We start from the raw sequence: 15,467 nt of genomic DNA, 5'->3' as shown, positions 1-15,467 counted from the left end.
ACCGTTACACACTTTTCCTGGAATTGCTCTGGGCCCCTTTCACTTTTCTAAGGAACGATACCAGTGCCGCGTTGAATCCTGATGGATCTTCGAGATTGGAAAGATGGCCGACGTTGGGAATGATCGATAGCTGTGCCCCACCTATGCCGGCAGCAATTCCCTTCGCAAGCTCCGGAGGGGTCAGCTTGTCGAGTTCACCGACGATCAGAAGCGTGGGAACATCGATCAAGGTAATGTCGCCAGCATAGTCGTCATCGAGGTTTGCTCTGATCGTCTTGAGGTACGATTCCGCATGAAGCGCGGAAATACTGTCTCGCAGCTTTTGCAAAACCGCCTCGCTGGTATCCGGCGCGACAAGAGAGAGCGCCACTCTGTCGGCAATGTCAGCCGGCTTTTTTCCCTCAAGCAGGGGCTTGGCACGCAATGCGTAAAAGGCTTCCCGGTCTTCTGGACTTCTGGTGTCCACGGTATCCGGACGTGAATCCGCCAGGATGAGGGACGCCACACGATGGGGATAATGCGCATAAAATCTTTGCGCGATGCGTCCCCCGAGAGACAGGCCACATATATGCGCCCGTTCGGCGCCGAAATAATCCATAACACGCAGCACATCCTGCGCGAGAATGTCCAATGTGACGGGGCCCTCGTAATCTTCGCTGTCGCCATATCCGCGACAGTCCAGGGCTACAGCCTTGTATTCGGCCGCGAGCACATCCAGCTGGTCCCTCCAATTCGCTCGATTGCCACCGATGCCATGGAGGAAGAGCACAAGCTCTCCTTCACCGGTATAGTCTACGGCGAGGGCCGGAATCCCTGGAACGATAGCGGTTTCAATCGAGGCCATGTCACTCCGCTGCCATCTGCTGAGAAGCTTTGTACCGATCAGAGAATGCCGGAGCGATCTCGCGTGCAAAGCGAGTGAGCCAACCCGCCCGAACAGACTGAGGGATATCCGGCGTGGCGGCCTGGAGGATGAAACTGTTGAAGCCGATATCGATGTAGGTCTGAAGTTTTTGTTTGATCGTTTCAGGTGATCCGATCAGGGACACCTCGAAGAGTGGCCCCAGATTGTCCGGATTGGTCATTCGGATGCGTCGTTCATGGGTCTCGGCAAACGGTCGGTAATCCGGAAGATCGTTATGGCGGCTTGCGTCGAATGCGTAGTGCTCGACCTGGACTTCGAACCAGCGAGGCATGTATTTGCGGCCAAGCGCGATTGCCTCTTCATCGGTGTCCGCCACGATCAAGGTAACGCCGATGGGCTTGTCGACGTTGGTATCGAGACCTTTGGATACGGCAATCTCTGTCCAGGTCTTCATGACCGTGCGCTGTACTTCGAACGGCAGGGAGCCGTTCGAGATAGGGGCAAGCCCCAGTTCTGCAATTTTCGTCGCGCTTGCGGGGTTGCCGATCGCGCCATAAAAATTGATCTTCGAAGTCACGGGATGAGGTCGAAGCGTGATCTCGCGGTCGACGCTCAGGTTCTTGCCCTGGAACGTGAAGCTCTCGCCTTTCATGGCCAGTTCGATGATGCGCCAGGTCTCCTCAAATCTCTGCTTGGCCTCATCCATTGGAACGCCGAAGGCTTCGTATTCCATAGGGGCGTTGCCGCGTCCCATTCCAAGATGGAGGTCGCCTTTCGAAAGATGGCTGAGGATCGAAATTTCGCCCGCGAGGCGGACCGGCTGATACCAGGGGGTTACCAGTACCATCGCCCCCAATCCAATGCCGGGACATTTGGCGGCAACGTGCGATAGAATGGCTATCGGACTGGGTTGCGGGAAATAGTCCGAGAAATGGTGTTCAACCACCCAGGCTATTTCATAGCCAAGGTCGTGGCCCAGCTGGGCATCTTCGAGCATGGTCTGATAAAGCTTTGCGTCGGTTGAGCCAGTGGCATCGACAGCGGCCAATTGGAAGCCGAATTTCACGCCCTTGGATTGCTCACTCATGGTCGTCCCCAGTTGGTTTGAAAAGCTGTGTCTCGGATACGAATTGCGTTAGACGGCCCTGCGATATTGAGCGTCATAATGAGCAAGCGGATCCATGCTGCCGCTGTTGATCACGTCCACGACGCGCCCGATGATGAGATCGTGAGTCCCAACCGAACGGACTGACATCAGCTCGCAAAAGACATTGGCTTGCGCATGTGTCTGGAAAGGTGCGCCGTTGGCACCGATCTCCCATCCGCCTTCCTGAAACCGATCTCCTCTGAACTCCGGCTTGGTGTAGGCCGGCATCGAAGGAAGGTTCTGCTGATGCATGATGTTCACGCAGAAGTTCTTCTCTTCCAGAAGCGTCGGGTGGATGGATGCCGTGCGGTTTATGCTGATCAAGCAGGTTGCAGGATCCATCGAGACCGAGATGAAAGTGGTCGCCGCCATCCCGTGAAATTTTCCTGTGCGATCTCTGGCGGTGATCAGCATGACCGTGGACGCAACGCCGCGCATGGCTACGCGAAAATGTTCCTCGAGCGCTGCGTTGCGCTCACTGGGAGCAGGCCGGAAACCTGCGTCCCAGAAACCTTCGTCTTTGAGTGCCAGATTTTTCATTACCGGTGTTCCCATTGTTATGATATGAAAATACATATGATATCGCAATAATCAACCAGCTTTTTGCCGGAGACGTTGTTTTCCTGCTCAGTTCCCCCGGTTGACTCGGAGCAAAATTAGCTCATATTTGAAAAAACATATGAGAATGCATGTGATGTGAAATGGCACGAATTGCGCTGATCACCGGTGCAGAAGGCAGCCTTGGGAAGGCGTGCGCAATGCGATTGAACGCCGAAGGTTACATCGTTGTTTGCTCTGATGTCCGCGTGCCCACTCGAAAGGGGATGGATGAGAATGCGACTATTTTCTTTCAGATGGACATAACCGACGAGGCCTCCGTTGCGGCCTGTTTCGGTCGCGCCGAAGAGGAGATCGGCCCGGTCGCGGTGCTCGTATGCTGTGCAGGGGGAACGACGGCAACCAGCGCAAATCAACCATCCCTGTCTGAAACAACATTGGCCGATTGGCAAAGATCCGAAGCTGTGAATGCCCGAGGGACCTTCCTTTGCATTCGGGAGATGTTTCGCGTCCGCAAGGCAAGACCTGTCGCCGATGGGCGGATCATCCTGACATCTTCGACCGCGGCGCAGCGACCAGCGATCGCCGCTGGCGTTGCCTATTCTGCTGCAAAGGCTGCCGTTATCGGCCTTGCGCGCACCGCTGCGCTGGAAGCTGCCGAAATGGGAATGACCGTGAACACCATCGCGCCTGGCGGATTTGATACCGAGGCGTATCACATCGCGACAGATGCCACACAGATGGCCAGGCAGATCTCGACAATCCCCGTCAGAAGGCTCGGCAAACCGGAGGAGTTTGCATCGCTGGTCTCATACCTGGCGAGCGTCGAGGCTGCATACCTCACGGGGGCGACGATCGACCTGAATGGAGGCGCGCGCATGGTCTGATGCGAGCTTCAAACTCTCAAACTGAATAATAAAAATCAAAGGGGAATGGAAATGTCTGAACGGGTTTCGGGCAGTGAGCCGAGGAAGTTGACGGACAAGGAACTCCGCCAGCTCATTTTTGCGTCGGTCGCTGGCAATGCATTGGAATGGTATGATTTCTTTCTCTATGGTTTCGTGGCGGCGCTTGTCCTAGGACAGCTGTTTTTTCCAGCCGGAACCGATCCACTCATTGGTACTCTTGGAGCCTTTGCAGGATTTGCGATGGGCTTTCTCGCTCGACCACTGGGCGGCATCGTATTTGCCCACATCGGGGACAGGTACGGACGTAAGGGTGCCCTCGTTGCCACGCTCACCATCATGGGCGGTGCGACGTTTTTGATGGGCCTGCTGCCGACATACGCGCAAATCGGGATCTGGGCTCCAATCCTCGTTGTCGTCCTGCGCGTCATGCAGGGTATTGCGGCAGGCGGGGAATGGGGCGGCGCAGTTCTGCTGGTCACCGAAAATGCACCGGAGAAGTGTAAAGGCTTTTACTCGTCCTTCGGACAGGTCGGCCTGAGCGCAGGATTCCTGCTGGCCGCCGCCGCATTCTATCTTGTTCAAAGGCTTCCGCAGGAAGACTTCATGAGCTGGGGCTGGCGCCTGCCGTTTCTGGTCAGCATTCTGATATTCGGCGTGGGTGTGTACATCCGCTCGAAGGTTCCTGAAAGTCGGGAATTTCAGAAATCGGCTGCGGCAGACAACCATCACAAGATGCCGCTCATGGAAGTCATCAAACGTCATCCAAAGGAAATTCTCATCGCGATGGGCCTGCGCGTTGCCGAGAACGGCGGCAGCTACATTTTCGTTGCCTTCTCCCTCGCATATGGAAAGTACGTGGGCGCATCCGGCGACACGATCATGCTGGCGCTGATATTCTCGTTCTTGATCCAACTGCCTATTCTGGTCGGGATCGGAGCGCTTTCGGATCGTATTGGAGTATGGCCCCTCTACATGGCTGGAGCCGTGGCTCTGATCCTGTTTGCCTTTCCGTTCTTCTGGCTCATCGACGCGAACAGCACGACAAGCATCTTCATTGCTTTTATCGGTGCCAACACCGTGTGTTTCTCCCTGATGAATGCGGTTCAGCCCAAGCTCTTCAGCAGTCTGTTTGACACCGAGGTACGGTATTCAGGGCTGGCGCTCGGTCATGAGGTCGCATCGGTATTCAGTGGCGGACTATCGCCACTCATCGCCACAGCACTGTTGGGAGCATATGCCGCCTCCTGGCCGATCTCGCTTTATCTGGTGTTCCTGGGTTCTGTGACCGTGCTCACATTGATTTTGGTAAAGGTGTCGCAAGCCAAGCGAGCATTTGGGACAACCGCACCGGCTGAATAGTTGATTGTTCTTGGAGTTGAAGGAACAACCTCCAGGACACCGCGAAGACGCTGCAAAAGAGCAATGCCAGGCTGGCGCGGCAGGGGCAATCGGAGATTCACTACCGTTGCCCCGGTCGGATGAGCTCCTGTCTGCGCTCCAGTTTGAGGGTGGAGAGCGTCTTCCGAATCATTGCAAATGCCCGAGTTAATGAATATTAACTCGGGCAACCCCTCTTGGCCTTAAGTCTTATTCCCTATTGCTAATTAACCATGCTGATTATGTAAGCTAGCGCCAAGATAGCAATGTTTTATCTTGGAGAGGGGCTGGGCGGATATATCCTGAAGTATCCGGATTTGCATTCGATGCAATGAGGTGGCCCGGTATGAACACGTTGATCCCTCCGCCTAGCGAGCAGAATTCTCAGCAACGACACCCTCATGCCGCATCGCCGGCTCAGCATCTCGCGCAAGGCGATGTTGCCCCGCTTCGCGAATTCCCGCTGGAGGAAACCCACAGCTTCAGCCAACTCGATTCCTGTCGCACTCTTCGAACGAGTGCCGGCCGAAATTGGGAAAACGTATACATATCGAAGCAGATCGAAGATCCCAACGAGGGTATTTTTCGGGCGAGCCCGCATCTTTTCATCAGCCTGACAAGATCCGGCTCAACGCGGGTAATGTGCAACGTTCAATCGCAGGAATACCGAGCGTATCTCCATCCGGGACAATTGAGCATCCTGGCGCCGAACCAGCCGGTGAATATGAAATGGGACAGGCGTATTCACACGACCCATCTTTATCTTCGAAACACATTTTTGACCGAGGTTGCGGGCGATATCACCAGAAATCAATCGACCTCCGTCGATGTGGTTGGCAGGCTGGCTTTTATGGATCCCCTGCTCGAAGGATTGGTCACCGCCATCGATGACGCAATGGAACTGGAGATAGAAGGAACCCGTCCTTACGTGGAGCATCTCGCACGCGCTGCGGCGTGCCATGTGCTGCGCAAATACTCGACTTTACGTTCGCCGCAGGTTTTGGAAGACTCCTCCGGGGAGCTCACCCGCAGCCAAATCGCACGCTTTCGGGAAATGGTCGACACCCGGCTGAGCCAGAAGTTGACGCTGACCGATCTGGCCGAAGGGAGTGGGTTGTCGACGGGACATTTTGCCCATCTTTTCAAGCAGGCCACCGGAACGACACCTTACCAATATCTGCTTCACAGCCGGATCGACCGCGCGCGGTACCTGTTGGCAAAGACGTCGATGCCCGTCGTTCGCATTGCCGCAGAATGTGGATTTTCGGATCACGTGCACTTTACGAGAGTGTTCTCGAAAACTGTTGGTCAACCCCCTGCTGCTTTCCGCAAACACGCTTCTGATTGAATCGCTGCAAAAGCCTCCTGGGAAATATCTCCGCTTAAGAGTTTCTCCGGGCCTGCGGTCGACGTCGTCTGATTGGCAGCACTGCTAAAGGGCGAAGCCAGCACGTCTGCTCACTCATCTTGCCGTCTCCCTTCGCCGAAAAGCACGATGTGCCAGATCGGCACACTTCAGATTGGCACGCAGCCGACGGCCCGGAAGGATGCCTGTCCACAATGATAAGCCTCGCCTGCCAGCTTTCCGCCGCAATCTGGCCTTTAGTACAAGAGCAACCTGAAGTGATACGCAGACGAGCCCTAAGCAAACCCGGTGGCTAAAGAGGCCCAGCCGGCGCCAGCGGCGCCCAAAGAGCGGTACAATTATCAGAATTCCATGCCCCTCTGTTTTATCCTCAACCCGGTTAACTGGCTGGAAGATCGAAATTCGCAGGTGTTTTTGATCTCGTTTCCTTCTGGCCCGTTTCTTGCTGCCTGACGCATGGGATCGGATTGCTTGGGAGGAGGAAAGACCAACATGGCTATCCAAATCATCACGGCGGCAGCCGGATATTACGTGGTCTGGCCTGCGCCGGATACCGTGCGAGGCTTCGGCCGCTCCCCCATCACTGCCTGGCAGATCATCCTCGATGATGAAGGTCTGGCTGGTTGGTCTGAGCCCGTGGTCGAAGGTGTCATATGCTCCGAGCACTATGCGATCCTGTGCCCCGACGGCACGGTGCAGGAATCCGACAGCGGCGTCTATCACGATACACTCGACGATTGGGCGCGCGTCTTTGCTCGCAGGGCTACGGCGTAGTCAAAATCGAATCCGGTCGATTCACTTCCGGAATGCGAATTCCTGCAATTGGAAAATTCAAAAACACAGCCGAAACGCATAGCGGGCAGGGCGATCGTATCGACCCGCATGAGAGAACGGGAGTACGGCACACTCTTCGGAATGCCGGAAATATCTGCGCTTCGGATCTGTCCTGGTCTAGTCCCATTCCCCGTTGCGATGACCGCCAAGCCGGTATCACATCGAGCCGCCTCAACCACTAGACAGGTAGTATAATTACTCGATCGTCGAGCTCCCTCAGATTCTTGCGACGAGGCACCTCCGACCCCTTTATCGCGATGCGACGGCATTGCGGACACTCAAGCCGTCGCGCTTTTTGACGATTGTCTGGAATCATTTGCGCAAAATCGGAATTGGGCTGTAAATTCTTGACTCCTTTGGGTTCTATGCGACGCTGGTATCGCTCGAAGTAAACTCAAAGGAGATTTTCAAATGCTTAGTTTTTTATTCGGTGGCAGCACTACTGGAACTTCGACTGTCGACCAAATCAATGAATATCATTATGATCGTTCTGGTGAAGTAACCTTTGATGACGCCTATCTTAACTTTATGAATGGTGGCGGCCATCTTGGCATGGGAGCTGCTATGCTTGTCGGCAGCGCCTGGACAGGCATCGCTCTGACACCTTCGCTGGTGCTCGATTCCCTGCAGGCTGACGACGGCGTGCATATCGCCTGATTGGCCCTCCTTGACCGAACAGGCGCTGCCTTTTTGGCCGTCGCCAGTTCGATGTGTCAAAGCGTCTCCCGAGCGGCGCTAGCCGCTGCGAGGAACTGTGTCCCTCGCAGCGGCCGATGCTCAGGATCTTGCGATTGCCATTCAATGGGCAGTTCCGCCGCTCCTTGGATGAAGAGTTTAAGCCTGTCGTCCTGATCTTGTCGTTGTGAGAAGTAACGAAGGGCCTCCAGTTATGTCCTTGGCTGATGCAACCGCGCTGTTTCGACCGACCAAAAAGCGTGCGGAAACCGAGATCGGCTCGGCGATAAGATCGCTTCGTCCCTACATCATTGCTGTGGGCATCTTCTCGAGCACGATCAATTTACTCTACCTCAGCTCCCCCCTTTATCTGATGCAGGTCTACAATCGCGTGTTGAGAAGCGAAAGCATTCCCACGCTTCTCCTGCTCACGCTTATCCTGATTGTCGCGCTGCTCGTGATGGCTGTCCTGGATGCCATGCGTGCCCAGATGTTGACGCGCTGCGGTATTCTGCTTGACGAAAAACTGGCGAGCCGCGTGTTTTCGGCGCTCGTGCAAAAATCATCCAGGAGCGGATACTCGCTTGGAGCTTTGCCGTTGCGGGAACTGGACGAGTTCCGCGCGTTCGTCACCGGTCCGGGGATCCATTTTCTATTCGACGTCCCCTGGATCCCGCTTTACCTCATCCTCCTTTATCTCATCCATCCCATTCTGGGTGTCGTAGCAACGGTCGGGGCCGTGCTGCTGCTGGTCCTCGCTTTCGTAAACGAGGCCGTCACCCGCAAGCCCATGGATGATGCCCAGGCCGCTGCCAGGCGATCTTTCGTCTTTACAGAAAACATCATGCAGCACGCGGATGTCATTCATGCCATGGGGATGCAGTCTGCCGTGGAACGCCACTGGCAGGGAAGTCGCGCCGGAATGCTTGTCAGGCAGGCTTTCGCGAGTGATCGCAACGCACTGATTTCGGCTGCCATCCGGTTTACCAGGCTTCTGCTTCAATCACTGATATTGGGCACCGGTGCGTGGCTTGCGATTGACCACGCCATCAGTCCTGCGACGATTTTTGCGGCCAGCATCATCATGGGGCGCGCAATCATACCCGTCGAACAAGCCGTGACTGCGTGGAAGCAGGCAGCTGGAGCCCGGGCCGGCTATCAACGGATCAGAGACCTCCTGAACGACGTTCCTGTAAGCGACGTCAAGACGATCGTCCCGACCAATGAAATCGTGCTGGATGTGAAAAATCTCTCCTACCGTGTCGCAGGGCGCCCGAAGCCGGTGCTGGAGGACATTTCCTTCAAGATCGGAGAGGGCGAAGCGTTGGCGGTTGTCGGTCCAAGCGCTTCGGGAAAGAGCACGCTGTCCAAGTTGCTTATCGGAGCCCTTCAGCCGGCCGAAGGCGATATCTCTTTCGGTGGACTGAACTATTCACACTGGGATCAAGCGGAATTTGGCCGCATCACCGGATATCTGCCTCAGGACGTGGGGTTGTTCGCCGGCAGCGTTCGAGAAAATATCTCGCGCTTTAACGACACCTCCATCGAGCAGATCATGGAAGCGGCAACACTCGCAGGCATCCATGAGATGGTGCTGTCCTTACCTAAGCAATACGACACGATGCTGGGTCCGGGCGGACTGGGGCTGTCGGGCGGACAGCGCCAACGCATCGGGCTGGCAAGGGCTCTGTTGGGGCGTCCGCGGCTGCTGGTCCTGGATGAGCCAAACGCGCATCTGGACGTAGAAGGTGTCCGCGCGCTCAGCAAGGCCTTGTTCCTCATCAAGGCGCAGGGAACGGCTGTCGTGGTGGTTACCCATCAGCCAGCCATCCTCAGCGTGGTCGATACCGTTCTGGCACTGAATTCCGGCAAAATCGACAGGTTTGGGCCGCCAGAGAGCTTCGCAGCTCCCGCTTTGCCAAGCTGAGGAACAGCTCATGACCACCATTACAGTTCCCGACAGCGCGGCATATCGTAATCCCTGGCGTCCCGCCGTCTGGGGGGCGGCTTCCTTGTTGGCCTTTGTGCTGCTGGTTGTCGGCTGGGGTTATGTGGCACCGCTATCGAGCGCGGCAATTGCCGAAGGAAGCCTGCAGGTGCAGGCGCAGAGGCAGTCGGTGGCACACCCGTATGGTGGTATCATCTCCAGGCTCCTGGTCTCGGAGGGCCAGTATGTCGAGCGAGGTCAGCCATTGATCGAGCTCGACGGGACGGAGTCTCGAGCAAAGCTCGATATAGCCAAGGCCGAGGTCATGACCCTGGTGGCTCGTCAGGCACGTCTGTTGTGTGAGCGCGACAATGCCGATTCCAGCTGTCTTGAAAAATTCCGGGCGAAAGCCAACCCATCCGAGGGGATGGAAGAAACGGTCGCCAACGAATCTGCGGTGAAGGTTGCGCGAGCCCATCAATACGAGGCCGAGAAAGGGATGCTCGTCTCCAAGGTCGCTCAGCTTCGCGAGAAGATTGGCGGATTGCAGGCGCAAAAAGACGGGCTGTCGAAGCAGAACGCCTTGATGCTTGAAGAGATGGAAGGCACCCGAAAGCTGGCCAAATCGGGGTACGCGCCCAAGACACGCGTGCTGGAACTGGAAAGAGCAACGGCCCGGATCCTTGCCGATATGGGCTCGCGTACAGCCGAGATTTCCACGGCGACGCAGGAAACCGGCGAGGCTGAGCTGGCTATCGCCAAGCTGGACCATCAGCGGATCAATGAGATCGTCGATCAGATCCGAACAACGCAATCGTCGTTGGCCGAGGCGTTGCCAAAATTCAAGGCGGCGCAGGACGTAATGGATCGAACGGTCATCAAATCGCCTGCCAGCGGTTCCATCGTCGATTTGTCCGTATTCACGGAAGGTGGGGTGGTTCAAGCCGGCCAACGGCTCATGGATATTGTTCCCGCCGACAATCCGATCATTGTCGAAGCCCGGCTGCCGCTCTCCGACATCAACGGTGTCAAGACAGGAGCAGCCGCCAACATCTGGTTGACCGGCGTGCCCAGAAATGAACGCCCGCAGCTGCGCGGCGAAATAATCAGCATCTCGGCGGACAAGATCACGGATTCGCGATCTGGACTTAACTACTTTGCGATCCGCACCAAGATCAATTCCGATGACCTGCGCAATTCAACGGTTCCCCTGCAACCAGGGATGCCGGCGGAGGTGGTGGTCACGAACGGATCCCGGACCCTGATAGCCTATCTGCTTGGGCCGCTTCTTGATGAAGTCGGGCACGCGTTTCGAGAAGAATGAGGATCAACCCATGGCAAATGTAGACAAATTGGATGGTCGCAAAGGCCGTCGTTCGGACAACAAAACTGAAACCGGTAAGGCCGACACGCTGAATTTTGCACTTACGGCCGGCGCTGTGGGGTTGGGCCTTGCGTTGATCGACCTGAAGGAAGCGGCCGCCGCAACGGATTCCAAGTCCACCTTCGAGCGCGACGATGATCGCAGGTCAGACTCTTCTGCAGATCAAGCCATGTCCGGCATCGATCACTCGAGGGCCGCCGATCACCATGACAATCGCGCGGATGGTGGACCGGCTGTGGCAAGCGGGGGAGAGGTCAGCGCCCAGGCGGCGAGCGTGTTGAGTTCGGAGACCTCGCCCGTGGTCGCACAACAGGCGCCGGAATCGGCATCTTCCCAGGCCGCAGCAGATGACGCTCTCACCGGAAATACCACGCATGATGCGACAACAGTGATCGCATCGGTGGACACCGACATTTCAACGTCGGCCGTTCACACGAATTCCGAAGAAGCTGGAGCATTCGAAGGCGCGCACGGTGCGTCGTCTGTCATCAGTTCGGCAATAGCGACCGTTGCTCCCTCTGACGGTGCCTTGGACGGGGCCGGGAAAGTGCTGGGGGTAGTCGATGGTGTCACAAGCAGCCTGCTTGGAAATGGCGGATTGCTTCCTATCGCACCTGTGATCTCAGGGGCTGTCCAGAGCCTTGTTGGCAAAGATGGCCTCCTTGGAACTCTGACCGGCGAACACAACGGCGATGTCGTTGCGGACCTGGCCGTCACCGGCCACGAGCTCGTTGGAGGTCTGGGCGACACAGTCGATAACTTGGTTGACAACGCTGGCGGCGGAATCCTTGGAGGTATCTTGAGTGGCGGCCACGGAGGTATCCTGGGTGGCCTTCTTGGCAGTGGCTCTGCGGCAGGTGAAGTCGCGACAGCATCCAACAGTGCTACCTCGACGCAAGGTGCTGCCTCGACACAGAACAGTGTGACGACCGGGACCCAGGCGCATGGCGATCCTGGAGCGGCATCAACTTTTTTTGACGTGGCGCACTCGGCGCTTCAAATCACGGAAGGTGTCGCCGATGCGATCACCCCGATACTGACATTTGTCGGTCAGCCGTTCATCGAAGACGACGCACACACCGATACGGACCACGCAAGCAGCGTCTCGGCTCACCATATCGCTTAAAGGGACGCGTCGAGATCTGGTTTTGTATCAACAAGACTCTCGATGTTGACATAGCCAGGGATGCGAACAGCGGCAGCAAATGTGCCGGTTGCAAGCCTACGGTTCATGTCACGTTTTTCACCGGGCCGTAGAGTTCCGCGGCCTCCAGGTGGCATCCCTATGGGACATCCGCTGCCCGGAAAGAAGGAATTAGCGGAGCGTTTCAGTCAATACTTCTGGGTAATAGACAATGACGACACCCAGGATATGTGAAAGAATTTGATTATTGGATTTGATAGAGCTGTTTAATAGAGGAATTTCGAATGAGAAGTTGCGTCTGGTAAAACCGATTATGGCTTGAGTTATTAAAAAGTATTTTACCAACCTTATATCATGAAGCGTGTCGGCATTAACGCCGACACGAAGCTATTCTTTTAGATGAAATTTTTTTCTTGGTTTGCCGTGCGGCAGACCGTGAGCGCGTTCGCGCGCGCCAAACTCTGCTGAGGAGGCAACGGACGTGGCAATTCCAGCATCCCAAATTCGCTTCCGGGACGGCAGCAACCGCTGCACCCGTGCCGCCAGGCGAAGCGAAGCCTCCCATCTCGGCGGATCCCACTCTGTTCGCCGTGCCGAGCAAAGCGGCCCTCGCAGCGCCCCCGGCATGACAATCCTTCATTCGCAGATCAAATCGGAAAAATTTAGCCGGCTTCTAAAAAGCCCCTCGGGAGGCGCGCGCCGATACCATTGATCGTGCGCAGCACCACAAGGACAACTGACAGGAGAGTGTACCATGGCTAGCATCAGCAGGCGTTCTCATTTCCTCCTTTCCACGGCAACAGCTGCGTTGCTGACGGCGGTCGTCGCTCAAGTGGACAGCGCTGATGCTCGCGACCGAGCGGGCGGAGGCATTGGCGGCTCGGTCGGAGGTGGCTCGGTTGGAGGCCTTGGTGGCTCGCTGGGCGGGCCTTCGGTTGGCGGTAAGTCGTCTAGCGGCGGCCCCTCCATAGGCGGCGCTTCGATCGGTGGCTCGGCCTCGGTTGGTGGTGCCTCGATCGGAGGTTCGGCCTCGATTGGCGGCAAATCGACTGATGGCAGCCCCTCCGTTGGCGGCGCTTCGATCGGTGGCTCGGCCTCGGTCGGTGGTGCCTCGATCGGCGGTTCAGCTTCTGTTGGTGGCAAGTCGTCCAGCGGCAGCCCCTCTGTTGGCGGCAGATCGTCAACTGGGGCCTCGGTTGGAAGTAGGTCGTCAGGAGGCGCTTCGATAGGTGGCAAGGCCTCAGTCGGTGGCAAGTCGTCAGGAGGGGGTGCCTCGATCGGTGGCAAGTCTGGCGGCAAGTCGTCCAAAGGTGGCGCTTCGATCGGAGGCAAGTCTGGCGGCAAGACCTCAATCGGCGGCAAGTCGTCAGGAGGCGGCGCCTCGATCGGCGGCAAGTCTGGTGGCAAGGCCTCGGTCGGCGGCAAGTCGTCCAGAGGTGGCGCTTCGCTAGGAGGCAAATCTGCCGGCCGAGCGTCGACCAGCGGTAGGTCGATCGGTGGGATCGGCGGTACTGCAAGCGGCGGTATCGGCGGCTCCCTGGGTGGCGCGGTCGGTGGCGTGGCTGGTGGCCTCAACGGCGCGCTTGGCGGCCTCGGTGGTGTCGGCGGCGGCGCTGGTGGCATTGGCGGCGCGCTTGGTGGTCTCGGTGGTGTCGGCGGCGGCGCCGGGGGCATTGGCGGCGCCCTCGGTGGTGCGGTCGGCGGTGTTTCTGGTGGCCTCAACGGCGCGCTTGGTGGTCTCGGTGGTGTCGGCGGCGGCGCCGGCGGCATTGGCGGCGCCCTCGGTGGCGCGGTCGGCGGTGTTTCTGGTGGCCTCAACGGCGCGCTTGGTGGTCTCGGTGGTGTCGGCGGCGGCGCCGGCGGCATTGGGGGTGCCCTCGGTGGCGCGGTCGGCGGTGTTTCTGGTGGCCTCAACGGCGCGCTTGGTGGTCTGGGCGGTGTCGGCGGCGGCGCCGGCGGCATTGGCGGCGCTCTGGGTGGCGCGGTCGGCGGTGTTTCTGGTGGCCTCAACGGCGCGCTTGGTGGTCTGGGCGGTGTCGGCGGCGGCGCCGGCGGCATTGGTGGCGCCCTGGGCGGCGCGGTCGGCGGTGTGACCGGCGGCCTCAACGGTGCGCTTGGCGGCCTCGGTGGTGTCGGCGGCGGCGCCGGTGGCATTGGCGGCGCTCTCGGTGGCGCGGTCGGCGGCGTGGCCGGCGGCCTCAACGGTGCGCTTGGTGGTCTCGGTGGTGTCGGCGGCGGCGCCGGTGGCATTGGCGGCGCTCTCGGTGGCGCGGTCGGCGGCGTGGCCGGCGGCCTCAACGGTGCGCTTGGCGGCCTCGGTGGTGTCGGCGGCGGCGCCGGCGGTCTTGGCGGTGCTCTCGGTGGCGCGGTCGGCGGTGTGGCTGGCGGCCTCAACGGTGCGCTTGGCGGCCTCGGTGGTGTCGGCGGCGGCGCCGGTGGTCTTGGCGGCGCTCTCGGTGGCGCAGTCGGCGGCGTGGCCGGCGGCCTGAACGGTGCGCTTGGCGGCCTCGGTGGTGTCGGCGGCGGCGCCGGCGGTCTTGGCGGTGCCCTGGGTGGCGCAGTCGGCGGTGTGGCTGGCGGCCTGAACGGTGCGCTTGGCGGTCTCGGTGGTGTCGGCGGCGGCGCCGGCGGTCTTGGCGGTGCTCTGGGTGGCGCAGTCGGCGGCGTTGCCGGCGGCCTGAACGGTGCGCTTGGCGGCCTCGGTGGTGTCGGCGGCGGCGCCGGCGGTCTTGGCGGTGCCCTGGGTGGCGCAGTCGGCGGCGTTGCCGGCGGCCTGAACGGTGCGCTTGGTGGTCTCGGTGGTGTCGGCGGCGGCGCCGGTGGCATTGGCGGCGCTCTCGGTGGTGCGGTTGGTGGCGTGGCCGGCGCAATCGGTGACATCGCCGGTGGCGCAGGCGGTACCGGCGGCATTGGTGGCTCGCTCGGCGGCGTTGTCGGTGGTGTGACCGGCGCGATCGGCGACATCGCCGGTGGCGCAGGCGGTACCGGTGGCATCGGCGGTTCACTCGGTGGCGTTGTCGGTGGTGTGACCGGCGCAATCGGTGACATCGGTGGTGAACTTGGCGGTACGGGTGGCATTGGCGGCACGCTTGGTGGCGTTGTCGGTGGTGTGACCGGCGCGATCGGTGACATCGGTGGTGAACTTGGCGGTACGGGTGGCATTGGCGGCACGCTTGGTGGCGTGGTTGGTGGTGTGACCGGCGCGATCGGCGACATCGCCGGTGGCGCAGGCGGTACCGGTGGCATCGGCGGTTCACTCGGTGGCGTTGTCGGTGGTGTGAC

The 15,467-nt window shown here is 58.9% G+C and carries 12 protein-coding genes; 9 read left to right on the top strand and 3 right to left on the bottom strand.

From position 1 onward, the window contains the following. Positions 1 to 4: 4 nt before the first annotated feature. From ACFWXH_RS23950 to ACFWXH_RS23940, 3 genes are read right to left on the bottom strand one after another with little or no spacing between them, the layout of a single operon-like run. Entirely contained in the window at positions 5 to 844 is an 840-nt protein-coding gene (locus ACFWXH_RS23950) for an alpha/beta fold hydrolase (protein WP_379123848.1), read from the bottom strand. A gap of 1 nt (position 845) precedes the next feature. Continuing rightward, complete coding sequence (locus tag ACFWXH_RS23945) at positions 846 to 1,952, bottom strand: LLM class flavin-dependent oxidoreductase (protein ID WP_379123847.1); 1,107 nt, start codon at positions 1,950 to 1,952, stop codon at positions 846 to 848. 48 nt (positions 1,953 to 2,000) lie between these two features. Further along, positions 2,001 to 2,552: a flavin reductase family protein gene (locus tag ACFWXH_RS23940; protein WP_379123846.1), complete on the bottom strand. Its 552-nt coding sequence runs from the start codon at positions 2,550 to 2,552 to the stop codon at positions 2,001 to 2,003. A 161-nt stretch (positions 2,553 to 2,713) separates the two neighbouring features. On the opposite strand from ACFWXH_RS23940, the gene ACFWXH_RS23935 reads away from it, so the two are divergent. From ACFWXH_RS23935 to ACFWXH_RS23895, 9 genes are all read left to right on the top strand, one after another. Next, the gene (locus tag ACFWXH_RS23935; protein ID WP_379123845.1) at positions 2,714 to 3,457 is read left to right on the top strand and encodes an SDR family NAD(P)-dependent oxidoreductase; all 744 of its coding nucleotides are present in this window, start codon (positions 2,714 to 2,716) and stop codon (positions 3,455 to 3,457) included. Positions 3,458 to 3,508: 51 nt separating this feature from the next. After that, positions 3,509 to 4,837, top strand: coding sequence for an MFS transporter (locus ACFWXH_RS23930; protein WP_379123844.1), 1,329 nt, complete (start codon positions 3,509 to 3,511; stop codon positions 4,835 to 4,837). A 364-nt stretch (positions 4,838 to 5,201) separates the two neighbouring features. Further along, a complete protein-coding gene (locus ACFWXH_RS23925; protein ID WP_379123843.1) occupies positions 5,202 to 6,203 on the top strand; it encodes a helix-turn-helix domain-containing protein in 1,002 nt (333 codons plus the stop codon). A gap of 510 nt (positions 6,204 to 6,713) precedes the next feature. After that, the gene (locus tag ACFWXH_RS23920; protein ID WP_054312789.1) at positions 6,714 to 6,995 is read left to right on the top strand and encodes a hypothetical protein; all 282 of its coding nucleotides are present in this window, start codon (positions 6,714 to 6,716) and stop codon (positions 6,993 to 6,995) included. 471 nt (positions 6,996 to 7,466) lie between these two features. After that, complete coding sequence (locus tag ACFWXH_RS23915; protein ID WP_082407549.1) at positions 7,467 to 7,712, top strand: hypothetical protein; 246 nt, start codon at positions 7,467 to 7,469, stop codon at positions 7,710 to 7,712. A gap of 232 nt (positions 7,713 to 7,944) precedes the next feature. Then, complete coding sequence (locus ACFWXH_RS23910; RefSeq protein WP_379123842.1) at positions 7,945 to 9,657, top strand: type I secretion system permease/ATPase; 1,713 nt, start codon at positions 7,945 to 7,947, stop codon at positions 9,655 to 9,657. 10 nt (positions 9,658 to 9,667) lie between these two features. Next, positions 9,668 to 10,981 (top strand): HlyD family type I secretion periplasmic adaptor subunit, encoded by a 1,314-nt coding sequence (locus ACFWXH_RS23905; RefSeq protein WP_379123841.1) that lies wholly within the window; start codon positions 9,668 to 9,670, stop codon positions 10,979 to 10,981. Further along, positions 10,950 to 12,167 (top strand): hypothetical protein, encoded by a 1,218-nt coding sequence (locus ACFWXH_RS23900; RefSeq protein ID WP_379123840.1) that lies wholly within the window; start codon positions 10,950 to 10,952, stop codon positions 12,165 to 12,167. The genes ACFWXH_RS23905 and ACFWXH_RS23900 overlap by 32 nt, the downstream gene beginning before the upstream one ends. Positions 12,168 to 12,939: 772 nt before the next feature. Continuing rightward, positions 12,940 to 15,467 (top strand): hypothetical protein (locus tag ACFWXH_RS23895; RefSeq protein ID WP_379123839.1); only part of this gene is annotated, 2,528 nt, incomplete at its 3' end.

The organism is Mesorhizobium sp. NPDC059054, from assembly GCF_042739215.1.
GTDB lineage: Bacteria > Pseudomonadota > Alphaproteobacteria > Rhizobiales > Rhizobiaceae > Mesorhizobium.
This window is presented reverse-complemented; position numbering and strand designations above follow the sequence as displayed.

Excerpts from the sequence above, each read along its gene's own strand:
- ACFWXH_RS23900 (WP_379123840.1), top strand. The coding sequence starts at position 10,950 with ATGAAGTCGGGCACGCGTTTCGAGAAGAATGAGGATCAACCCATGGCA.
- ACFWXH_RS23920 (WP_054312789.1), top strand. The coding sequence starts at position 6,714 with ATGGCTATCCAAATCATCACGGCGGCAGCCGGATATTACGTGGTCTGG.
- ACFWXH_RS23915 (WP_082407549.1), top strand. The coding sequence starts at position 7,467 with ATGCTTAGTTTTTTATTCGGTGGCAGCACTACTGGAACTTCGACTGTC.
- ACFWXH_RS23910 (WP_379123842.1), top strand. The coding sequence starts at position 7,945 with ATGTCCTTGGCTGATGCAACCGCGCTGTTTCGACCGACCAAAAAGCGT.
- ACFWXH_RS23905 (WP_379123841.1), top strand. The coding sequence starts at position 9,668 with ATGACCACCATTACAGTTCCCGACAGCGCGGCATATCGTAATCCCTGG.
- ACFWXH_RS23945 (WP_379123847.1), bottom strand. The coding sequence starts at position 1,952 with ATGAGTGAGCAATCCAAGGGCGTGAAATTCGGCTTCCAATTGGCCGCT.
- ACFWXH_RS23935 (WP_379123845.1), top strand. The coding sequence starts at position 2,714 with ATGGCACGAATTGCGCTGATCACCGGTGCAGAAGGCAGCCTTGGGAAG.
- ACFWXH_RS23930 (WP_379123844.1), top strand. The coding sequence starts at position 3,509 with ATGTCTGAACGGGTTTCGGGCAGTGAGCCGAGGAAGTTGACGGACAAG.
- ACFWXH_RS23950 (WP_379123848.1), bottom strand. The coding sequence starts at position 844 with ATGGCCTCGATTGAAACCGCTATCGTTCCAGGGATTCCGGCCCTCGCC.
- ACFWXH_RS23940 (WP_379123846.1), bottom strand. The coding sequence starts at position 2,552 with ATGAAAAATCTGGCACTCAAAGACGAAGGTTTCTGGGACGCAGGTTTC.
- ACFWXH_RS23925 (WP_379123843.1), top strand. The coding sequence starts at position 5,202 with ATGAACACGTTGATCCCTCCGCCTAGCGAGCAGAATTCTCAGCAACGA.